Origin of the sequence: Nocardioides thalensis, assembly GCF_013410655.1 — a bacterium.
GTDB lineage: Bacteria > Actinomycetota > Actinomycetes > Propionibacteriales > Nocardioidaceae > Nocardioides > Nocardioides thalensis.
On the sequence record NZ_JACCFP010000001.1, the window covers coordinates 809,629 to 831,315 of the forward strand.

Annotated in this window: 19 protein-coding genes; 18 read left to right on the forward strand and 1 reads right to left on the reverse strand. The window is 73.5% G+C overall.

All coding sequences use genetic code 11. The features are described from left to right. Window positions 1-18 precede the first annotated feature (18 nt). The 5 genes from HNR19_RS04020 (at window position 19) to HNR19_RS04040 (ending at window position 6,379) form a co-directional block, all read left to right on the forward strand. On the forward strand, window positions 19-864 hold the full coding sequence (locus tag HNR19_RS04020; RefSeq protein WP_179666732.1) for an ATP-grasp domain-containing protein: 846 nt from the start codon (window positions 19-21) through the stop codon (window positions 862-864). 47 nt (window positions 865-911) lie between these two features. Continuing rightward, on the forward strand, window positions 912-1,424 hold the full coding sequence (locus HNR19_RS04025; RefSeq protein WP_179666733.1) for a SigE family RNA polymerase sigma factor: 513 nt from the start codon (window positions 912-914) through the stop codon (window positions 1,422-1,424). Beyond that, window positions 1,424-3,505: a hypothetical protein gene (locus HNR19_RS04030; protein ID WP_179666734.1), complete on the forward strand. Its 2,082-nt coding sequence runs from the start codon at window positions 1,424-1,426 to the stop codon at window positions 3,503-3,505. The genes HNR19_RS04025 and HNR19_RS04030 overlap by 1 nt, the downstream gene beginning before the upstream one ends. A gap of 206 nt (window positions 3,506-3,711) precedes the next feature. After that, window positions 3,712-5,337 carry a chaperonin GroEL gene (gene groL / locus HNR19_RS04035; RefSeq protein ID WP_179666735.1) on the forward strand — a complete coding sequence of 542 codons (1,626 nt, stop codon included), beginning with the start codon at window positions 3,712-3,714 and terminating at the stop codon, window positions 5,335-5,337. 274 nt (window positions 5,338-5,611) lie between these two features. Next, window positions 5,612-6,379 (forward strand): PDDEXK family nuclease, encoded by a 768-nt coding sequence (locus tag HNR19_RS04040; RefSeq protein ID WP_179666736.1) that lies wholly within the window; start codon window positions 5,612-5,614, stop codon window positions 6,377-6,379. Between the two features lie 45 nt (window positions 6,380-6,424). Here the strand turns inward: HNR19_RS04040 and HNR19_RS04045 are convergent, their stop codons facing one another. Next, a complete protein-coding gene (locus tag HNR19_RS04045) occupies window positions 6,425-6,784 on the reverse strand; it encodes a DUF1801 domain-containing protein (RefSeq protein WP_179666737.1) in 360 nt (119 codons plus the stop codon). Window positions 6,785-6,936: 152 nt separating this feature from the next. Here HNR19_RS04045 and HNR19_RS04050 point away from each other — a divergent pair, with 152 nt between their 5' ends. The 13 genes from HNR19_RS04050 to HNR19_RS23415 all read left to right on the forward strand — a co-directional run bounded on the left by HNR19_RS04050 (window position 6,937) and on the right by HNR19_RS23415 (window position 21,632). Beyond that, the gene (locus HNR19_RS04050) at window positions 6,937-7,521 is read left to right on the forward strand and encodes a nucleotidyltransferase family protein (protein WP_343047042.1); all 585 of its coding nucleotides are present in this window, start codon (window positions 6,937-6,939) and stop codon (window positions 7,519-7,521) included. A gap of 58 nt (window positions 7,522-7,579) precedes the next feature. Then, window positions 7,580-8,461 carry an AAA family ATPase gene (locus tag HNR19_RS04055; RefSeq protein WP_179666739.1) on the forward strand — a complete coding sequence of 294 codons (882 nt, stop codon included), beginning with the start codon at window positions 7,580-7,582 and terminating at the stop codon, window positions 8,459-8,461. Further along, complete coding sequence (locus HNR19_RS04060; protein ID WP_179666740.1) at window positions 8,458-9,591, forward strand: vWA domain-containing protein; 1,134 nt, start codon at window positions 8,458-8,460, stop codon at window positions 9,589-9,591. The genes HNR19_RS04055 and HNR19_RS04060 overlap by 4 nt, the downstream gene beginning before the upstream one ends. Beyond that, the gene (locus HNR19_RS04065) at window positions 9,584-10,843 is read left to right on the forward strand and encodes an XdhC family protein (RefSeq protein ID WP_179666741.1); all 1,260 of its coding nucleotides are present in this window, start codon (window positions 9,584-9,586) and stop codon (window positions 10,841-10,843) included. Before HNR19_RS04060 ends, HNR19_RS04065 begins: the two co-directional genes overlap by 8 nt. Window positions 10,844-10,852: 9 nt before the next feature. Further along, window positions 10,853-12,091: a helix-turn-helix domain-containing protein gene (locus HNR19_RS04070; RefSeq protein WP_179666742.1), complete on the forward strand. Its 1,239-nt coding sequence runs from the start codon at window positions 10,853-10,855 to the stop codon at window positions 12,089-12,091. A gap of 81 nt (window positions 12,092-12,172) precedes the next feature. Further along, the gene (locus HNR19_RS04075) at window positions 12,173-13,282 is read left to right on the forward strand and encodes a GNAT family N-acetyltransferase (RefSeq protein WP_179666743.1); all 1,110 of its coding nucleotides are present in this window, start codon (window positions 12,173-12,175) and stop codon (window positions 13,280-13,282) included. After that, the gene (locus HNR19_RS23105; RefSeq protein ID WP_179666744.1) at window positions 13,275-14,756 is read left to right on the forward strand and encodes an oligosaccharide flippase family protein; all 1,482 of its coding nucleotides are present in this window, start codon (window positions 13,275-13,277) and stop codon (window positions 14,754-14,756) included. The genes HNR19_RS04075 and HNR19_RS23105 overlap by 8 nt, the downstream gene beginning before the upstream one ends. Further along, window positions 14,753-15,577, forward strand: coding sequence for a polysaccharide deacetylase family protein (locus HNR19_RS04085; protein WP_179666745.1), 825 nt, complete (start codon window positions 14,753-14,755; stop codon window positions 15,575-15,577). Before HNR19_RS23105 ends, HNR19_RS04085 begins: the two co-directional genes overlap by 4 nt. Next, entirely contained in the window at window positions 15,574-16,710 is a 1,137-nt protein-coding gene (locus HNR19_RS04090) for a glycosyltransferase (protein ID WP_179666746.1), read from the forward strand. Before HNR19_RS04085 ends, HNR19_RS04090 begins: the two co-directional genes overlap by 4 nt. Then, window positions 16,707-17,717: a UDP-glucose 4-epimerase GalE gene (gene galE, locus HNR19_RS04095; RefSeq protein WP_179666747.1), complete on the forward strand. Its 1,011-nt coding sequence runs from the start codon at window positions 16,707-16,709 to the stop codon at window positions 17,715-17,717. The genes HNR19_RS04090 and galE overlap by 4 nt, the downstream gene beginning before the upstream one ends. A 44-nt stretch (window positions 17,718-17,761) precedes the next feature. After that, window positions 17,762-18,253 carry a (2Fe-2S)-binding protein gene (locus HNR19_RS04100; protein WP_179666748.1) on the forward strand — a complete coding sequence of 164 codons (492 nt, stop codon included), beginning with the start codon at window positions 17,762-17,764 and terminating at the stop codon, window positions 18,251-18,253. Continuing rightward, complete coding sequence (locus tag HNR19_RS04105; protein WP_179666749.1) at window positions 18,250-20,739, forward strand: xanthine dehydrogenase family protein molybdopterin-binding subunit; 2,490 nt, start codon at window positions 18,250-18,252, stop codon at window positions 20,737-20,739. The genes HNR19_RS04100 and HNR19_RS04105 overlap by 4 nt, the downstream gene beginning before the upstream one ends. Beyond that, complete coding sequence (locus tag HNR19_RS23415; RefSeq protein ID WP_179666750.1) at window positions 20,736-21,632, forward strand: FAD binding domain-containing protein; 897 nt, start codon at window positions 20,736-20,738, stop codon at window positions 21,630-21,632. Before HNR19_RS04105 ends, HNR19_RS23415 begins: the two co-directional genes overlap by 4 nt. Window positions 21,633-21,687 lie beyond the last annotated feature (55 nt).

A 21,687-nucleotide genomic window follows, 5' to 3' on the forward strand; every position in this document is an offset into this window, starting at 1 on the left:
ACTCCCTAGGCTCCTCTCATGCCTTCGGTCCTGCTTGCCACGTTCAACCTCCTCCCCGACGGCGAGTACGGCGGTGCCGCGCTCGTCGCTGCACTCGCGGACCGCGGCGTCGACGCGCGCTGGGTCTGCTGGGACGACCCGAGCGTCGATTGGGCAGCGGCCGACCTGGTCGCCGTCCGCTCCACGTGGGACTACCACCGGCGACTGCCCGAGTTCCTCGACTGGGCGCGGGCGGTCGACAAGAGCACCGCGCTGCTCAACGGGGCGGAGGTGTTCGCGTGGAACGCCGACAAGGCCTACCTGGGCGAGCTCACCACGCCCGTCGTACCGACCGGGCTGCTCGACGACCGGACGCTGGTGCCGGGCCTCCGGGACGCCCTCGGGCGGTGGGGCACGGTGGTCGTCAAGCCGCGCACCGGGGCCGGTGGCGTCGGTGTCGTCGTCGCGGAGTCCGCGTCCGATCCGCGACTGGAGGGGCTGACGACCGGTCCGTGGATCGTGCAGCCGCTCGTGGCGTCGGTCCGCACGAGCGGCGAGTCGTCGGTCTTCGTCCTGGACGGCCGCGCCGTCGCACAGGTGGACAAGCGGGCCGCCGCGGATGAGGTCCGGGTGCACGAGCAGTACGGCGGCTCGAGCCGTCCGGTGGACCTCGATCCCGTCCGTGCGGAGGTCGCCGGTGCAGCGGTCCGCGAGGCCGCCGCGCTGCTCGACGCCGACCTCGCCTACGCGCGCGCCGACCTGATGGAGTGGGAGGGGCAGTGGGTGGTCAGCGAGCTCGAGCTGATCGAGCCCGGCCTCTACCTCGACATCGCCCCGGACAACACCGGGCTCTTCGCCGACATGGTGGCGCAGCGGCTCCGATAGTCCGCCGAACCCTCCAACCTCGCGCCCTCGGTGTGCGTTGATGGGGTGTGACCGATGGTGAGAGCGCCGAGGAGGCGTTCCGGCGCTGGGCGGGCGACCGGCAGCTCGCGCTGCTGCGCACGGCCGTGCTGCTCACCGGCGACCACCACCGCGCCGAGGACCTGGTGCAGGAGGCGCTCGCGAAGGTCGCGCTGCGGTGGCGGCGGCTGGCCGACGGTAGCCCCGAGGCCTACGCGCGGCAGATCATCGTCCGCGACAACATCTCGTGGTGGCGCAAGCGCCGCAACGAGGTGGTCGCCGACATCCCGCGCGGACCCGACGTACCCGACATCGCCACGGCCGCCGACCGCCGGATGCTGCTCGACCGCGCCCTCGCCGCGCTGACGCCGCGGCAGCGCGCCGTGGTCGTGTTGCGCTACTACGACGACCTGTCCGAGCGCGACACCGCCGAGGTGCTCGGCGTCACCGTCGGCACCGTCAAGAGCCAGACCCACCTCGCCCTGCGCCGCCTCCGCGAGGCCGCGCCGGAGCTCGCCGACCTGCTGCGGGAGGAGTACTGATGTCCGAGCAGCGACTGCAGGACCTGCTGGAGGAGCGGGTCGCCGACCTGCCACCCGTCGACCTCGTCGGCGGCGCACTGGCCCGGGCGTCGGACGTACGGCGCCGCCGGTGGACCGTCGCTGGCGTCGTCGTCGCGGTGGTCGCGGTCGTCGGTGCCGGCACGGTCGTCGCGACCGGCGGGGGAGACGAGCCGGCGCCGCCACCGGCGACGAGCCCGACGAACACGGGGCCGGTGCCGGTGGCCGAGCGCGCGGGGAGCTACGGCGGGGTGCCGGTGTGGTGGGCGCCGTCGACCGAGGATGAGGAGGCCCTACCGGAGGTGGTCGGGAGCGGCCTCCCTGCAGAGATCGACCTCTCCGCGGGAGCACCGCCGGTGCCGGCGGGTGTTCGCGCTGTCGCTCTGTTCCAGGTGTGGGGCGACGAGCCCGGACGAGTGGTGGTCGTGGGCGCGGACGGGACGTCGTACTCGCTCGACGTCGGCTTCCCGCCGGTCACTGACGAGGGAGGCAACGAGTCGCCGCCGGTGACGGCGGAGAGCCTCTCGCCGGACGGGCGATACGCGTTCTTCGCCCAGGACCGGTCGCTGGAGGTCTACGACTTCGAGCAGGCCGTGTTCACCAAGATCGACATGCGCCCGGGCGCGGCGCCCAACGCCTACTGGACCGACGACGGCCTGCTCAGTGCTCCGGTGCTCTCGAGTGATTCCGGTTGGTTCGACCACGCGCCGACCGGCGAACCGGTGGGTGCGTCGGACGGGCAGGTGGGATATCGCGCTCCGAAGTCCGGCGACGACGCGTACGGCCCGGTCGCCCGGACGGGGAGCGACGGTGCTCGCGGAATGTTCCTCGAGGGGCCGGTCGACGTGCCCGACGCTCCGCCTGCCTCGGCGGTCGACGCGCTCGGCGGGGGCGGTCTCAACCGTCCGGAGGCTCTGCTCGCGTTCGCCCGGAGCGGCACAGACGCCGGCCGCTGGCTCCAGTGCTGCCCACCCGTCGGCTGGCTCGACGCCGACACCGTCCTCTTCGAGTCGCGCCACGCGGAAGCGCGGATCCTGGCCTGGCGCGTCGGCACCGCTGACGTCTTCCGGGTGAGCGACATCCGCGGCTGGACGCCGGGGGAGGAGTCCTACGTGGGGTCCTTCGCGGACCTCGCCGGTGCCGCCCAGCCGGACGGATCGGACGCCTCGGACGACGCTGCGCCGCAGGCCACCCCGGGCGGGACCTATGCGGGCGCGCCCGTCTGGTGGGCGCCCTCGCCCGCCGACGAGGCGGACCTGCCGCTGCTGCCGGACTCCCCGCTGCCGGCCGAGATCGACCTGTCGACGGCGACAGGCGGTGAGATCGGGCAACCGGTGCTCGGCCTGTTCGGCGGCAGGCGCAACGAGGCGTTCGTCCTCACGGTCACCGGCCGCGTCGTACGCGTCGACACCTCCAGGCTCGAGCGGGTCGCCGACGAGGGCGGCAACGTGCGCTCGCCGGTGTCGTCGTACGGGCTGTCGCCGGACGGCCGCTACGCGTTCTTCATCCAGGAGAGCTCGCTCGAGGTTCGCGACTTCCTCACGGGCGAGTGGACCACCATCGACACTCCCGACTGGCTGGCCGAGGGCGCGCGGTGGTCGGGCGAGGACGAGATCTGGGTCCCGATCCGGCTGGGCGAGTCCTCGGCCGGCACCATCTACGGCCTCGACGGCGAGGCGGTCGCCGCCGACGTGGACTGGGTGCAGCCGTGGTCGGCGCCCGGTGACCAGCCGTTCGGCCCGACCGTCTCGGCGCCGGACTCCGTCGCGCAGGCGGCGTTCCTGCGGGGCCCGGTTCGCGGCGGCACGGTGAGCAACCCGCAGGCGATCGTGGCCAGCCTGGGGACGGACCGGTCGGTGCTGGCGCTCGACTTCGGCGCTGGCACGCGCGACGTGAGGCCCAAGGGCTGCTGCCTCGCCCTGAGCTGGATCGACGACGACACGCTGCTCCTCTCCTCGGCGAGCGACAGCGGCCAGCGCCTGCTCGCGTGGGACGTCGGCACGTCGCGACTGTTCCGGGTCAGTGAGGTCCTGGGCGAGGGATGGGTCGCCGCGATCCGGTGACCGGCAGGCACCCCTCCTTGCACTCGCAAGGGTCGAGTGCTAAACATGACGTTGGCACTCTCCTATCGAGAGTGACAATGACCCCCGGTCCGGGGAGTCGAGGTCAGCAGCGTCGGCGAGAAGGGTTCGCCGGTTCGGTCTGGCCGTCCGTCGCGGGCGACGATCCGGGCTGTCCACAACTCGATTGCGAAGGAATCGCAGGAGTTATGCCGAAGCTGATTGCTTTCAACGAGGAGGCCCGGCGCGGTCTCGAGCGAGGGATGAACACCCTCGCCGACGCCGTCAAGGTCACCCTCGGCCCCAAGGGCCGCAACGTCGTGCTGGAGAAGAAGTGGGGTGCCCCCACGATCACCAACGACGGTGTCTCCATCGCCAAGGAGATCGAGCTCGAGGACCCCTACGAGAAGATCGGCGCCGAGCTGGTCAAGGAGGTCGCGAAGAAGACGGACGACGTCGCCGGTGACGGTACGACGACCGCGACCGTCCTCGCGCAGGCGATGGTCCGCGAGGGCCTGCGCAACGTGGCCGCGGGTGCCAACCCGATGGGCCTGAAGCGGGGCATCGAGGCCGCCGTCGCCGCCGTGTCCGAGCAGCTGCTCGGCATGGCGAAGGAGATCGAGACCAAGGAGCAGATCGCCTCCACCGCGTCCATCTCCGCCGCTGACGCCACCGTCGGCGAGATCATCGCCGAGGCGATGGACAAGGTCGGCAAGGAGGGCGTGATCACGGTCGAGGAGTCGAACACGTTCGGCCTCGACCTGGAGCTCACCGAGGGTATGCGCTTCGACAAGGGCTACATCTCGGCGTACTTCGTCACCGACCCGGAGCGCATGGAGACCGTGCTCGAGGACCCCTACGTCCTCATCGCCAACTCCAAGGTCAGCAACGTCAAGGACCTGCTGCCCCTGCTCGAGAAGGTCATGCAGTCGGGCAAGCCGCTCGTCATCATCGCCGAGGACGTCGACGGCGAGGCCCTCTCCACGCTGGTCGTCAACAAGATCCGCGGCACGTTCAAGTCCGTCGCCGTCAAGGCCCCGGGCTTCGGCGACCGCCGCAAGGCCATGCTGCAGGACATCGCGATCCTGACCGGTGGCCAGGTCATCTCCGAGGAGGTCGGCCTCAAGCTGGAGACCGCCGGTCTCGAGCTGCTCGGCCAGGCCCGCAAGGTCGTCATCACCAAGGACGAGACCACCATCGTCGAGGGCGCCGGCGACCAGGCCCAGATCGAGGGTCGGGTCAACCAGATCCGCGCCGAGATCGAGAAGTCGGACTCCGACTACGACCGCGAGAAGCTCCAGGAGCGCCTCGCCAAGCTGGCCGGCGGCGTGGCCGTCATCAAGGTCGGCGCGGCCACCGAGGTCGAGCTCAAGGAGCGCAAGCACCGCATCGAGGACGCCGTCCGCAACGCGAAGGCTGCCGTCGAGGAGGGCATCGTCGCCGGTGGTGGCGTCGCGCTGCTGCAGGCCGCCGAGGGCGCGTTCGGCAAGCTCGAGCTCGAGGGCGACGAGGCCACGGGCGCGGCCATCGTGCGCCTCGCCACCGAGGCCCCGCTGAAGCAGATCGCGGTCAACGCCGGTCTCGAGGGCGGCGTCGTGTCGGAGAAGGTCCGCAACCTGCAGGCCGGTCACGGCCTCAACGCGGCCACCGGCGAGTACGTCGACATGATCGCCGAGGGCATCATCGACCCGGCCAAGGTGACCCGCTCGGCGCTGCAGAACGCCGCGTCGATCGCCGCGCTGTTCCTCACCACCGAGGCCGTCGTGGCCGACAAGCCGGAGAAGGCCCCCCCCGCGGGCGACCCGACCGGCGGCATGGGCGGCATGGACTTCTGATCCTCGGATCGGAGTCAGCCGCCGAGCTGAACCACCCACAGGGCCCCTCGCTCCGGCGAGGGGCCCTGTGTCGTTGTCGCTGCCGGACTGGCGCTCTCGGCGGGGAGACCAAACGGCGCGCGTGGGGCCACCCCCGGCGTACCTCGTCCCACCAGTCCCAGGTGCACCACATTCGGTCCGCCAGATCCGCACAAGGCGCGGCGGCCGGCCGGCGGTCCACAGCCGTTCCGGCGCCGGTCGCGGCGCGTTGCCGGCCGACCCGATGGTCTTCGACATGTACGACGAGGACCGCCGAGCCCACGTGGCGGCTGCGCGCGAGGCGGCCGATCGGTACGGCGGCGTCGTGTGCCGGGTCAGCGCGGCAATGGCACTGGAGTGGGAGGTGCGCGCGATCCCCTTCCGCCCCCAGATCACGATCCCGCGTCATCGGCGCCTCAAGGGGATCGACCTGTCGGCGGTGCAGGTCCGGAGGATGAACCTCGCGCCGGACCAGGTCGACGGCGCGATCACGACGAAGCCACGCACGGTCATCGACTGCCTCCGATGGCTCGCCTTTCCCGCCGGGCTCTGCGTCGCGGACTCGGCGCTGCGCCACGGCTTCCCCGAGGACGAGCTGTGCAGGCTCGCCGCGACGGCCAAGGGGCCCGGCTCGGTGATGGTGCGGCGCGTCGTACGTCATGCCGACCGGCGGGCCGCCAACGTGTTCGAGTCGGCGCTGCGGGCCATCTGCATCAGCGTGCCGGGACTCTGCGTCGAGCCACAGGTGCCGATCGGTGGCGAAGACTTCATCGGCACGCCCGATCTGGTCGACGTGAGGCTGCGCATGGCGATCGAGGCGGACTCGTTCGCTTGGCACGGGACCCGCGAGGGACTGGTGGCCGACACGCGCCGCTACAACGCCTTCGTCGTCCACGGATGGCTCGTGCTGCGGTTCACCTGGGACGACGTGATGCTGCGGCCGGCGTACGTTCGCGAGGTCTTGGTCGAGGCCGTCGCAGCGCAGACCGATGGCGGTGCGGATGAGACTCCGGGCTACCAGTGATGCGATTGGGGTCCCACCCGCACCGTTTGGTCTCCCGGCCCGGCGTCAGCCGCCCTGGTCGAGGCGGACGGCCTGCGCGATGTAGTCGGCGAGCGCGGACTCATTGATCGCACCGGCGGTCTTCAGCTTGACGTGGCGGGTCTTCTTGCCGACGCCGTCGAGGAGGCCGTGGGCGTCCTCGAACTGGGCGCCGCGCTCGAAGGCGAAGGTCACCTGGGCCTTGCTGACGCTGGTGATCGCGAGGACCTTGTCCTGTCTCCAGGCGAGTGAGCCGTACATGATGGCTTCGCGTGCCTCAGGGGCGTGCTTTCTCATCAGAGCGCGGAGCCGGGTGACCGTGTCGCGGTGCTGCTCCAGCACCTTGGTGCTGACGTACTCGTCGATGTCGATGTCGGTGGTGGCCATGGCGTCCTCCGATGGTCGGTTGCCAGGTGGACCAGCCCAAGCCGCGGGATTCATCGCGACCGATCGTGGTGCCGCTGGGACGGGACGCGGCGCGTGATGATGGTGGGGTCCCATCCGCATCGTTTGGTCTCCCCGTCCGGCAGGATGGCGGGGTGATCCGAGGACTGCTGCTGGCGGCGGGGGCGGGCACGCGGATGGGGAAGCCGAAGGCGCTGGTGTACGACGACCGCGGCTCGTGGCTGCTGCGATCGGTGCAGGTGCTGATCGACGGGGGCTGTGACGGGGTGACCGTGGTGCTCGGGGCGCGCGCGGACGAGGCGGAGCGGATCCTGGCGGACGGCCTGCCGGGAGGCCCGTCGGAGATCGCGCAGGTCGACTGGGTGGTCGCCCCGGACTGGCAGCTCGGCATCTCGCTGTCGCTGCACGCCGGGCTCACGGCGCTCGGCGAGACACGTGCGACGGCGGCGATGCTCCACCTCGTCGACCTGCCCGACGTCACCGCCGAGGTCGTCGGCAGGCTCGTCGCGATCGAGGGCGACCACCCGGGCGGGCTGGCGCGGGCGACGTACGACGGGAAGCCGGGCCACCCGGTGCTGATCGGCAGGGACCACTGGGCCGGGGTCTTCGCCGACGCCATCGGCGACCAGGGCGCCCGGGGATATCTCCGCACGCACCGGGTCATCGACGTCGAGTGCGGCGACCTCGCGACCGGGGCCGACGTCGACAGTCTTCACTGACCGCCCCGCCCGGCGCCGAACCAACCGCGGGCCAACGACCCGGGCCTAGCCTGGGCCCATGGACCCGCGCGTCGGCGAGCTCGCGCAGCGCCTCGAGCGCACCGGCTACCTCAGCGACGACGCCCTGTCCACGGTGCTGTTCCTGGCGCTCGAGATGCGGCGGCCGCTCCTCCTCGAGGGTGAGCCCGGCACGGGCAAGACCGCGTTGGCGGAGGCGGTCGCCGAGGCGCTCGAGCTGCCGCTGATCCGGCTCCAGTGCTACGAGGGGATCGACGCGACCCAGGCGCTCTACGACTGGGACTTCCCGCGGCAGATCCTGCACCTGCGCGCGCTCGAGGCGGTCGCGCCGGCGGGGGAGGCGCCCGACGTCGCCGAGGCGGAGAAGAGCCTGTACGACGAGCGGTTCCTCCTCGCCCGGCCGGTGCTCGCCGCGCTCCAGCAGGCGCCGGCGGTGCTGCTCGTGGACGAGATCGACCGGGCGGACGACGAGTTCGAGGCCTTCCTGCTCGAGGTGCTGTCGACCTACCAGGTGACCATCCCCGAGCTCGGCACCGTGCAGGCGGCGGTGCCGCCCACCGTGGTGCTCACGTCCAACCGCACCCGCGAGCTGCACGACGCGCTGAAGCGGCGCTGCCTCTACCACTGGATCGACCACCCGGGTCTCGACCGCGAGGTCGCGATCGTCCGGTCCCGCGCGCCGCAGGTGAGCGCCGCGCTGGCGCGCCAGGTGGTGGGTGTCGTGCAGCAGTTGCGCGACGGCGGCGACCTGCTCAAGCCGCCCGGGATCGCCGAGACCCTCGACTGGGCGCGGGCGCTGCACCACCTCGGCACCGACGACCTCGACCTCGAAGTCGCCGCCGCGACCATCGGCGCGCTGGTGAAGTACCGCGAGGACGCCGACCGGGTGCGGGCTGCGCTCGACCGGATGCTGACACCATGAGCGGCGACGCCGACGAGATCCTGCTCGGCTTCGCCCGCGCGCTCCGGGCGGCCGGCGTACCGGTGACCGCCGATCGCACGCGCGCCTACCTCGACGCCGTCGCGCTCGCCGGGCTCGACGACCCCGCGGCGACGTACGCCGCCGGTCGCGCCACGCTGTGCGGCTGCCCCGACGACCTCGTGCGCCACGACCAGGTGTTCCGGGAGTGGTTCAGCGGCGACCCGCTGCCGGCACCGACCGGGCGGGTGGAGCCGCGGGTGAGCTCGCAGCCGATGGTCGACCTCGCCGACGAGGAGGGGGACGGTGCCAGCGACGGCGACCGGGTGCGCGCCGCGGCGAGCGCCGAGGAGGTGCTGCGCCACCGCGACGTCGCGGGGCTCTCCGCGGCCGAGCGCCGCCGTCTCGCGGCGCTGTTCGAGTCGCTGCGCACGCCGGCGCCGCGGCGGCGTGCCCTGCGGGCCGTGCCTGCGCCCCGCGGCCGCGTCGACGCGTCGCGCACGCTGCGCGCCAGCCTGCGCCGGATGGGCGAGCCCGCGAAGATCCACCGCCGGCGGCGCGGCACCCGGAGCCGGCGGGTGGTGCTGCTCGTCGACGTCTCCGGGTCGATGAGCGGGTACGCCGACCCGCTGCTCAGGCTGGCGCACCGGATGACCACCGGGTCTCGATACGCCGGCTCGCTAGCGCGAACCGGCTACTCGACCAACCGGGTGGTCGAGGTGTTCACGGTCGGTACCCGCCTCACCCACGTGACCCGCGCCCTCCGCCAGCGCGACCCGGAGCGCGCGCTCGTCGCGGCCGGCGCCGTCGTGCCGGACTGGTCGGGTGGCACCCGGCTGGGCGAGACGCTGCGGGCGTTCGTCGACCGCCACCGCGACCGCGCGCGCGGCGCGGTCGTGGTGATCTGCTCCGACGGGTGGGAGCGCGGCGACCCCGACCTGCTCGCCGAGCAGGTCGCCCGGCTGCACCGGCTCGCGCACCGCGTCGTCTGGCTGAACCCGCATCGCGGCAAGGACGGCTACCAGCCCCTCCAGCGGGGCGTGCTCGCCGTGCTCCCGCACGTCGACGCGTTCGTCGCCGGGCACTCGCTGGCGACGTACGCCGAGCTCATGGAGGTGATCGAGCATGCGTGAGGTGCTGCCTGACCTGCTGCGCTGGTGGGAGGCGGGGGAGACCGTCGGCATGGGCACGGTCGTCGCGACGTTCCGTTCCGCGCCGCGACCGCCGGGCGCCTCGATGCTCGTCGGCCCGGACGGCACCGCGGTCGGCTCGGTCTCGGGCGGCTGCGTCGAGGGCGCGGTCTACGACCTCGCGCAGGAGGTCGCCGGCACCGGCTCTCCGGTCCTCCAGCGGTACGGCGTGAGCGACGACGACGCCTACGCCGTCGGCCTCACCTGCGGCGGGATCCTGGACGTCTACGTCGAGCAGGTGAGCCGCGAGACGATGCCCTGGCTCGGCGACGTCGCGGCCGAGCTCGAGCGGGGCGAGCCGATCGCCGTGGCCACCGTCGTCGAGCACCCGGACCCCGAGCGGGTCGGGCGGCGGATGTTCGTGCGGCCGGAGGCGCCGCAGGTTTCGAGGCTCGGCCCTGGGAGGTCTGAACGAAGTGGCCTTCGCACCTCAACCAGCGGCGGGCTCGGGTCGGAGCGGATCGACGACGCCGTCCGCGACGACGCGCTCGGCCTGCTCGCGTCCGGGCACAGCGGCACGCTGACCTACGGACCCGACGGCGAGCGGCGCGGCGAGGGGATGCGGGTCTTCGTGTGGGCGTTCGCGCCGAAGCCGCGGATGCTCGTGTTCGGCGCGATCGACTTCGCCGCGGCGGTGGCGCGGGTCGGGGCCTTCCTCGGCTACCACGTCACGGTGTGCGACGCCCGGCCCGTGTTCGCGACCAACACCCGGTTCCCCGACGCCGACGAGGTCGTCGTCGAGTGGCCGCACCGCTACCTCGCCGCCGAGCAGGAGGCCGGGCGCATCGACCGCCGCACGGTGATCACCGTGCTCACGCACGACCCCAAGTTCGACGTACCCCTCCTCGAGGTGGCGCTCCGGCTGCCCGGGGTCGGCTACGTCGGCGCGATGGGCTCGCGCCGCACGCACGAGGATCGGGAGCTGCGGCTCAAGGAGGCCGGCCTGACCGCCGAGGAGATCGCGCGGATGTCGAGCCCGATCGGACTCGACCTCGGCGCGCGCACGCCCGAGGAGACGGCGATCTCGATCGCCGCCGAGATCATCGCCGGCCGCTGGGGCGGCAGCGGGGAGCCCCTGGCGCAGACGGATGGGCGGATCCACCGCGACGACACCGGAGGTTTCGAGGCTCGGCCGCGGGCGGCCTCGCACCTCAACCACCAGCAGAGGCGTGACGCCCGTCACGCGGCGACCTAGTCTGTCCGCATGGCGCGCGCAGAGCTGCAGGCCCGGCGGTTGGAGGCGGTCCGCGCCTGGACGTCGTTCGTCGAGCACACCGACGGCGTCGACCGGCTGGTGCGGCCCGAGATCCTGCGCAGCTGGACCCGCTCGGAGTCGGCGGTCCTGACCACGGTCGAGGCGGCGCCGCTCGCCGACGAGTCGGAGACCCGCTCGGTCTGGCGCGACTCCCCGCTCCAGCTCGCGGTCGAGCGGGTCGAGGAGGAGCTGCGCCGTACGGCCGAGGACGGTGACCTCGTCGTCGCGGTGACCGATGCGCAGACCCGGATCCTCTGGACGTACGGCGGCCGCGTCATGCGTCGCAAGGCCGAGACCGTCAACTTCGTGCCCGGCGGCCGGTGGGACGACCGCTCGGTCGGCACCAACGCCCTCGACCTCGCCAACCGCGACGCCCAGCCGTCGATGGTGTTCAGCGCCGAGCACTACGCGTCGATCGTGCACAACTGGGTCTGCTGGGCGGCGCCCCTGCACGACCCGGTCACCGGCGCCAAGCTCGGCGTCATCGACCTGTCGACGACCTGGGACCGCACCCACCCGATCGGCCTCGCGACCGCGCGGGTCCTGGCCCGGCTGGTCGAGGGCGCGATGCCGCGCACCCAGCAGTACGTCGGCGCCGTCGAGGAGACCGCCGACCCCGGCCTGGTGATGACGCTGCTCGGCACCGCCGAAGCCCGCCTCGACGGGCAGCGGCTGCTGCTCACCCGCCGCCAGACCGAGGTGCTGGCGCTGCTCGCGCTCCACCCGGAGGGCCTGTCGCTCGAGCAGCTGCACGCCCACCTCTACGGCGACCAGGCCGTCACCTTCTCGACGCTCAAGGCCGAGGTCTCCCACCTGCGCCACGCCCTCGGCGGCCAGCTCGCGTCGCGCCCCTACCGGTTGCTGATGCCCGTCGCCACCGACGTCGACCACGTGCTCGCCCTCCTGCGCCGCGGCCAGGTCGGCCCGGCACTCGACGCCTACGGCGGCGACCTCCTGCCCGGCACCAACAGCCCGGCGCTCGTCGAGATGGGCGAGTACGTCGCCGTCGCCGTGCGCGAGGCCTTGCTCGCCGACCCGCAGCCCGACGCGGTCATCCACTACAGCGAGCTGGCGCCCTACGACGCCGAGGTGCTCGAGGTCTGCCTCGACCGGCTGCGACCGATCGGCGGCCGCTCCCACCCCGCGGTGCCCCTGCTGAAGGGTCGCCTCGCCGTCGCCCGCGGCTGAGACCGACCCGGCCTGAGACGCCGGCGTCTCCATTTCGGCCCCTCGTTGGATCAGGGCGGGCCCGTCGCGCACTGGTAGGGCATGCTCCCGTCCGCACCCGCGGCCCCCGCCGCGCCCGCGGTCCCGCCCACGACGCCCCCCGCGCGCCCCCGCCCGACGGTGCGCGAGGCGAGGTCGCTCGACCGGGCCGGCGACTGGGACCGGCTCGCCGACGGCGCGCCCCTGGCCAGCCCCTTCCTCAAGTCGTGGTGGCTGACGGCCGTCGCCGACCGGAACGCGCGCTACCTGCTCGTGCTCGAGGACGACCGGCTGCTCGGCGGCCTGGCCGTACGGCGCAGCCGGCGGCTCGGTGTGCCGGTCTACACCGCGCTCGGCGCCGGGCGGCTGTGCCCCGACCACATCGACCTCGTGGCCGAGCCGGGTCGCGCGGACGACGTCGTCGCCGCGCTGCGCGACTGGTTCACCCGGCCGGGCAACCGGGTGGTCGACCTCGACGGGCTCCACGAGCGCGCGCGGGTGGTCGACGCGCTGCCCGGCGCCGCGCTCACGACCACCGACCTCGGGCCGTGGGAGCCGCTGCCCGCAGACCCGGCCGACTACTACCGGGCCCGCACCCGGACGTTCGCCAAGCGGACGGGGAAGAAGCAGCGCCGCGCGGAGCGCGCCGGCACCGTCTTCCGTCGGCTGCCCGACGCCGAGGTCGCCGGCGGGCTCGACGACCTGTGGTCGCTGCACGCGGTCCGCCGCGACCGGCGTCCACTGCTGCGGTGGTCGCCGCAGATCCGGCGCGCCGTGCTCGCCGGGACGAGCGCGGGGGAGGTGCGGATCCACGTCGCCGAGCGGGACGGCGCCCGGTGCGGGGTGCTGCTGAGCTTCACGACCGGCGGCCGGCTGTCGACGTACCAGATCGCCCGCCGGCTCGAGCCGGACCACGCCGACGTCGGCAACCTCCTCTACGCCGCCGCGATCGAGGACGCGTGCCGCGACGGGCTGACCGAGCTCGACCTGCTGCGCGGTGCCGAGCCCTACAAGCTGTCGTTCGCGTCCGAGGCTCGCGCGGTGGTGCGGGCCCGGGCCGCCCACGGCCCGGGCGCCCGGCTGGTGCTGCGCCTGGTCGTGGTCGCCGAGCGCGCGCGGCGCGCGGCGGGAGCCGCCGTACGCCGCCTCCGGAGCCGGGGCCTCGATGACTGACGCGGGAGCGAGCACCGCGGAGGCGCCGGCCGAGCCGGTCACCGGCAGCCTGGTGCGCGGCGCGGGCTGGCTCGGTGCCGGCGCGGCGATCGTGAAGTCGGCGCAGACGGCAGTGCTCCTGCTGCTCGCCGCGATGCTCGCCCCCTCGGCGATCGGGGTGCTCGCCGTCGGCGCCCTGGTCCTCAACGTGACGGGCGTGATCACCGACCTCGGCAGCAGCACGGCGCTCGTGCACTGGCGTGGGGACGCCGAGCGTGCGGCGCGCAGCGCTCTCACGGTCGCGCTCGGGCTCGCAGTGACGATCACCGCGGCCGTGTGGCTCCTCGCCCCCGGGATGTCGCACGTGCTCAACACCGGCGACCTCGGCACCGACGTCATCCGCGGCCTGATCCTCTGCCTGCCGTTCACCGCGGTCTCGGGGGTGAGCCAGGAACTGCTGCGGAGGTCGCTGGCGTTCCGGCGCCGGGTGCTCCCCGACATGGTCGGCGCGGTCGCCGGCGCGGTGCTGTCGGTGTCGCTCGCGGCGACCGGGCACGGTGCGTTCTCCCTCGTCTACGGCCAGCTGATGCAGGTCTCCCTCGTGATGGTCCTGCTCTGGTGCATGCGCGCGCCGGTCCGGCCGGGCTGGAGCCGCGACGACATCGCCGGCCTGGTCCGGTACGGCGGGCACCTCGCCGCCGCCAACCTCCTCACCCTGCTGATGCTCAACGTCGACTACCTCGTCGTCGCGCACGAGCTCGGCGCGTCCGCGCTCGGCGCCTACTCGATGGCGTTCCGGCTGGCCTACATGCCCTACCTGCTGATCGGGATCGTCATCGGCGGCGCCGCGTTCGCCCACCTGTGCCGGTTGGCCGGGCGCGACCTCGCGCGCGCGGTGGTCGACAGCGCCGTGGTGCTCCACACCCTGGTGCTGCCGCTCTACGCCGGCATCGTCCTGCTGGCGCCCCACCTGGGCCTGCTCGGCGAGCAGTGGGAGCCGGCGGTGCCCGCACTGCGCTGGCTGGCGCTCTACGGGATGACGCTCAGCGCCCTGCACCTGTGCCTGGTCACCCTCAACGCCGTGGACCGCACGCGCGACACGTTCCTCCTCAACGCGGTGCACCTGGTCGTCCTGGTCGGGCTGCTCGTCGCGGTCGTCAACGACGGGATCACGATGGTGGCCGTCGGCCAGGCCGCTGCGGCAGCGGTGACCCTCGTCGCCGCGCTCGCCGTCGTCGGGCGCCGAGTGCCGGGGATCGAGTGGGGTGCGCTGCTCGGGCGGCTCGCCCCGGCCGGGTTCGGCGTGTTCCTGATGGCCGGGGTCGCGGTCGTCCCGCAGGTGGTGTGGCCCGACACCCGCACCTCGTTGTCCGGACTGCTGCTGGTCGGCTCGGCGGCCGCGGCGGCGTACGCCGTCCCGGTCGTGCTGCTCGTGCCGGGCCGGTCGGCGGCCGTGGCCACCGCGGTGTCGCGCGTCGTGCGGGGGCGGGCATGAGGACCACGACCAGGCTGGCGGCCGCGCTGGTCCAGCCGGCGGTGCGGGCGACGACCGCCCTCTCGGGTGGGTCCGGGACGCTGACCCTCGTCGGCTGGCACCGCATCGGCGACGCCCGCGACGGACTGACCACCACGCCGGAGGACTTCGCCCGTCACCTCGACGTCCTCGAGGAGTGGGGCGCGACCGTGCTCCCGCTCGACGAGGCCTACCGGCTGCTCGCCGCCGGGCGGCTGCCCGATCGGGCGGTCGCGCTGACGTTCGACGACGGCTACGCGAGCGTGGTCGAGCAGGCGTGGCCCGAGCTGCGCCGCCGGGGCCTGCCCGCGACGCTCTTCGCGGTCAGCGACTACGTGCTGCGCGGCGGCCGCTTCCCCTGGGACCACCGGCACCGGCCGGACAGCGACCTGACCCGGCTCGCGACGGCCGCCGCGCTCTGCGACGCAGCCGCCGAGGGCCTCGACATCGGCTCGCACACCGCCACCCACCGGTGGCTGCCCGGCCTCCGGCCGCAGCAGGTCGCCGACGAGCTCGTGCGGTCGCGAGCCACGCTCGAGGACCTGCTCGGCCGCCCGGTCACCTCCTTCGCCTACCCGATGGGCGGGTGGGACGAGCGGATCCGCGACCAGGTCGAGGCGGCCGGCTACGAGATCGCGATCACCACCGAGCGCGGCCGGAACTCACCCGGGCACGACCCGGTGTCGCTGCGGCGGGCCTTCGCCTTCGACCGCCCCCGCGACGTGCGGCGGCAGCTCGACGGGGCGTTCACGTGGATGCGGGCGATCGAGCGCCGGCGCAACCGGAAGGAGCCGCAGTGGTGAGGCTGTTGTCCGTGATCCCGGTGCTCGGCGCCGGTGGCGCAGAGGTGGTCGCGACCACGCTCGCCGTCGACGCCCGGCGGCGCGGCCACGAGGTCCGGATCGCGAGCGCCGGGGGTTTCCGCGCCGACGAGGTGGTGGCGGCCGGCGTACCGCACCATGCCGTGCGGCTCGACAGCCGCCGCGCCGTCGACCTGACGAGCTCGGTCCGGGCGCTCCGCCGGCTGCGGCGCGGCTGGGCGCCCGACGTCGTGCACGCCCACAACGTCAAGGCCGCCGTCGTCGCCCGCCTGGCCGTCGGTGGCTCGGCCCCCGTGGTGACGACCCTGCACGGCGTTCCCGACGGCGAGCTGGCGACCGGGGCGCGGCTCCTGCGGCGCACCAGCGACCACGTCGTCGCCGTCTCGCTCCACGTCGCCGACGGCCTCGTCGAGCACGGCTTTCCGGCCGCGCGGGTGAGCGTGATCGAGAACGCCGTGACGCCCCCGCCGCGGCGCGACCGCGAGCAGGCCCGGCTGCGGCTCGGCATCGCGCCCGGCGCCGTGGTCGGGCTGTGCCTGGCGCGGCTCGCGACCCAGAAGCGGCACGACCTCCTCGTCCGGGCGTGGGAGCGGCTCCCCGCCGGCTCGGTCCTGCTGCTCGCCGGCGACGGCCCGACCCGCGGCGCGGTCGAGCGCCAGGTCGCACAGGGCACCGGTGACATCCGGCTCCTCGGCGAGCGGACCGACGCCGACTGGCTGCTGGCCGCCGCGGACTTCCTCGTCCTCCCGACCGACTGGGAGGGCCTGCCGATCAGCCTGCTGGAGGCGATGAGCCTCGGTCTGCCCGTGGTCGTCTCGCGCGTCGGCGGCGTGCTCGAGACCCTCGGCGATGGCGTGCGGCTGGTCGAGCCGGGCTCCGCCGACGCGCTCGCCGTTGCGCTCATCGACCTCACGACCGACCCGGTCGCCCGGCGGCGGCTCGGTCTGCGGGGCCGCGAGCTCGTCGCCCAGCGCTTCCACCTCGCGCCGATGCTCGACGCGTACGCGGCGACGTACGACGAGGCGTTGCGGGAGCGCCGCGTCACCGGCGCCGTGCCCGACCAGCTCGTCGACGCGGCCCTGCGCCGCGCGGTCCACGACGGGCTCCCGCGATGACGATCCTGGTGACCGGCGGGGCCGGCTACATCGGCGCCCACGTGGTCCGACTGCTCCTGCAACGGGGCGACGTGGTCGTGGTCGACGACCTCAGCACCGGCCGGGCCGACCGCGTCGACCATGCCCGCATGGTCCGGGCCGACCTCTCGCTGGCCGCGGCGTCGTACCCCCTTGCCGAGCTGATGCGCGAGCACGGCGTGACCGGGGTGGTCCACTTCGCCGCCAAGAAGGACGTGGGCGAGTCGGTCGCGCGCCCCGCCTGGTACTACGAGCAGAACGTCGGCGGGCTGCTCGCCGTGCTCCGGGCGATGGAGAGCGCCGACGTCTCACGGCTGGTGTTCTCCTCCTCGGCGGCGGTGTACGGCGCCGCCGCGACCGACGGTCGACCGGTCGGCGAGGGAGCGACCTGCGCGCCGATGAGCCCCTACGGGGAGACCAAGCTCGTCGGGGAGTGGATGTGCCGCAACGCCGAGCGTGCGTGGGGCCTGTCGTGGGCCGCGCTGCGCTACTTCAACGTCGCCGGCGCCGGCTGGTCCGACCTCGGCGACCCGACGGTGCAGAACCTGGTCTCGATCGCCATCGACCGGGTCCGCCGTGGCGAGGGGGTGCCGGTGTTCGGCACCGACTACGCCACGGCCGACGGCACCTGCGTCCGCGACTACGTGCACGTGGCCGACCTCGCCGACGCCCACCTCGCCGTGCTGGAGCACCTGGCCGCGAGCGCGGGCGACGCCGCGGAGCGGACCGACCCGGTCTTCAACGTCGGCACCGGCGCCGGCTCCTCGGTGCTCGAGGTGCTCGCCGCGGTCGGCGAGGCATCCGGCGCGGACGTCGTACCGCTTCCTGTCGACCGCCGGCCGGGCGACCCGGCCTCGGTCGTCGCCGACGTGGCGCGGATCCGCGACGTCGTGGGGTGGGACGCCAAGCGGGGCCTGCGGGAGATCGTCGGCTCGGCCTGGGAGGCGGCCGTCGCCGGGTCCAACCATCCGCCAACCGGCGCTCCCTAGCGTGAGCGGGGTCACAGATTTCCCTCGACCCCTCAGGGAGCGTCATGACCCGCATCAGCCTCACCGTCGACGGCCAGCAGGTGGCCGACGACGTCGAACCCCGGATGCTGCTCGTGCAGTACCTCCGGGAGCGCCTCGGCAAGACCGGCACCGTCATCGGCTGCGACACCAGCAACTGCGGCGCGTGCACCGTGCATCTCAACGGCAGCAGCGTGAAGTCGTGCAACGTCCTCGCCGTCCAGGCCGACGGCGGCGAGGTCACCACCGTCGAGGGCCTGGCCAAGGACGGCGACCTGCACCCCGTGCAGGAGGCCTTCCGCGAGTGCCACGGTCTCCAGTGCGGCTTCTGCACGCCGGGGATGATCATGCAGACCATCGACCTGCTCAACGGCAACCCGCAGCCCTCGGAGGAGGCCATCCGGCACGGCCTCGAGGGCAACCTCTGCCGCTGCACCGGCTACCACAACATCGTCAAGGCAGTGCAGCACGCGGCCGAGGCGACGTCCGGCCAGCACCCGGAGGGGGTCGGGGCATGACCACCACCGAGAACGAGACCGGCGTCGCCGAGGCGCCGGCCAACGAGATCGGTCGCGACCGCCGCCGCAAGGAGGACCAGCGCCTCATCACCGGTCGCACCCGCTGGACCGACAACATCACGCTCCCGGGCATGCTCCACCTCGCGATGGTGCGCAGCCCGTTCGCCCACGCGAGGATCACCAACATCGACACCAGCGCCGCGAAGAGCGCGGTCAACGTGGTCGACGTGTTCACCGGCCGCGAGGTCGCCGAGGTGCAGGGCGTGATCGCCAACGCCTGGCCGCTCAGCGCCGAGCAGAAGGCGCCCGACCACCTGCCGATGCCGGTCGACCGGGTGTCGTTCGCCGGCGAGATCGTCGCCGTCGTCGTCGCCCGTACGGCGGCCGAGGCCCGCGATGCGGCCGAGCTCGTCGAGGTCGACTACGAGGAGCTGCCGCCCGCGATCGACCTCAAGGAGGCCGCCGAGGACAAGGTGCTCGCGCACCCCGACCTAGGTACCAACATCTCCTCGGTCTGGAGCCTGGACTCGGCGGAGGCCGGCACCGGCGGCAACGTCGACGAGGCCATCGCCACCGCCCGCGAGAGCGGCATCGTGATCGAGCGGGAGTACCGCCAGCAGCGGCTGATCCCGGCGTTCATGGAGCCGCGGTCGACGGTCGTCGACCCGACGGGGGAGCAGTACACGATCTGGTCCTCGACGCAGATCCCGCACATCGCGCGCTTCCTGCTCGCGGCGACGACCGGCACCCCGGAGTCGAAGATCCGGTGGATCGCCCCCGACGTCGGCGGCGGCTTCGGCGGCAAGCTCCAGACCACGCCCGAGGAGTGGCTGACGTTCCTCGCGGCCAAGCGGACCGGCAAGCCCGCGAAGTACACCGAGACCCGCAGCGAGAGCCTGATGTCCGGCCACCACGGGCGCGACCAGTGGCAGCGGCTCACGCTCGCCGCCACCAAGGAGGGCCGGGTCACCGGCCTGAAGGTCGACCTGCTCGCGGACATGGGCTCCTACATCGCGATCGTCGGCGGCGGCGTGCCGGTGCTCGGCGCCTGGATGTTCAACTCGATCTACAAGTTCGACGCCTACCGGTTCACGACCACGCAGGTGCTCACCAACAAGACCTGGGTCGACGCCTACCGCGGCGCGGGTCGCCCGGAGGCGACGTACGCCATCGAGCGCCTGATGAACGAGCTCGCGGCCGAGCTCGACATGGATCCGCTCGAGCTGCGGGCGATGAACTGGATCAAGCCGGAGGAGTTCCCGTTCACCACGGTCGCCGGCATGACCTACGACTCCGGCAACTACGAGGCCGCGACCGAGCGGGCCAAGGAGATGTTCGGCTACGACGAGCTGCGCGCCGAGCAGCGGCGGCGCCGTGAGAGCGGCGACCCGGTCCAGCTGGGGATCGGCATCTCGACGTTCACCGAGATGTGCGGCCTGGCGCCGTCGCGGGTGCTCGGCCAGCTCAACTACGGCGCCGGCGGGTGGGAGCACGCCGAGATCCGGATGCTGCCGACCGGCAAGGTCGAGGTGATCACGGGTGCCTCCGCCCACGGCCAGGGCCACGAGACGGCCTGGTCGCAGATCGTCGCCGACCGGCTCGGCGTACCGTTCGAGGACGTCGAGGTGCTGCACGGCGACACGCAGGTGTCGGTGCGCGGACTCGACACCTACGGGTCGCGGTCGCTGGTCGTGGGCGGGGAGGCGCTGGTCCGGGCCGCCGACAAGGTGGTCGAGCGGGCAAAGCCCATCGCCGCCCACATGCTCGAGGCGTCGGTCGACGACCTCGAGTTCTCCGGCGGCCGGCTCCAGGTGCGGGGCACCGACCAGGGCGTGACGATCCAGGAGGTCGCGACGGCGTCCTGGGCGGCGCACGACCTGCCCGACGGCGTCGAGCCCAACCTCGACGCCGCGGCGACGTACGACCCGGTCAACTTCTCCTTCCCGCACGGCACCCACCTGTGCGCCATGGAGGTCGACACCGAGACCGGCGCGGTGAAGATGCGCAAGTACGTCGCGGTCGACGACATCGGCAACATCATCAACCCGCTGATCGTCGCCGGCCAGGTCCACGGCGGCCTGGTGCAGGGCATCGCCCAGGCGCTCTGGGAGGAGGCGGTGTACGACGACTCCGGGACGCTCGTGAGCGGCTCCTTCGTCGACTACCTCCTGCCGACCGCCGCCGACACGATCAGCTTCGACATCGACCACACCACCTCGCCGAGCACCACCAACACGCTCGGGACGAAGGGGGTCGGCGAGGCCGGGACGATCGCGTCGACGCCCGCCGTGGTCAACGCGATCGTCGACGCCGTGCGCGATCGCGGCGTCACCGACATCGCCATGCCGTGCACGCCCGAACGGGTGTGGCGGGCCATCCACGCCGGTGACGGCGCGGACGAGACGACTGGTGCGGCGATGCCGCACTTCGACCCGTCGACGGGCACCGAAGGCACCGTCGACCGGACCACCGGAGGTGCCCAGTGACCCCCGCAGCATTCGAGTACGTCGCCCCGGAGACCGTCGAGGCCGCGCTCGCCGCGCTCGCGCAGCACGGTGACGAGGCGAAGATCCTGGCCGGAGGCCAGAGCCTGCTGCCCGTGCTGCGGATGCGGCTCAACGCGCCCGAGTGGGTGATCGACCTCGGCCGGATCCCCGCCCTGCGCGGCATCCGCGACGGCGACGACCACCTCGCGATCGGCGCGATGACCACCCACGACGAGGTGCTGCACGACCCGCTCGTCCACGAGCACGCGCTGCTGCTGACGAAGGCGACGACGCAGCTCGCCGACGCGCAGGTGCGCCACCGCGGGACGTTCGGCGGCTCGCTCGCGCACGCGGACCCGGCCGGCGACCTGGGCGGGCCGGCCCTGGCGCTCGGGGCGACGTTCGTCGTGCAGGGCCCGGGCGGCACCCGGACGGTGCCGGCCGACGAGTTCTTCGTCGACCTGTTCGAGACCGCGATCTCCGACGACGAGATCCTGGTCGAGGTGCGGGTGCCGAAGCGGCCCGGCTGGGGCGCGCACTACGAGAAGTTCGTGCGGGTCGTGCACCAGTGGCCGATCGTCGCGGTCGGGGCGACGGTCCGGATGGACGGCGACACCATCGGCGAGGCGCGGATCGGGCTCACCAACATGGGCAGCACGCCGGTGCGGGCGACCGCGGTGGAGGAGGCTCTGGTCGGGCAGCCGGCCACGGAGGAGGCCGTCGGGGCCGCCGCGGCGCACGCCGCCGCGGGCACCAGCCCGCCGAGCGACCTCAACGGCGACGCCGACTACCGGCGCCACCTGGCGACGGTGCTCACGCGGCGCGCGGTGCTGAAGGCCGCCGGGCGCAACGGCACCCAGGTCCCGGGCTCCGCCACTCCCGGCCCCGCCTAGGCGCTTCGCGCCTTGCTCACTCGCTCGCGGCCAGCGCTTCGGCTCGTTCCTCGCC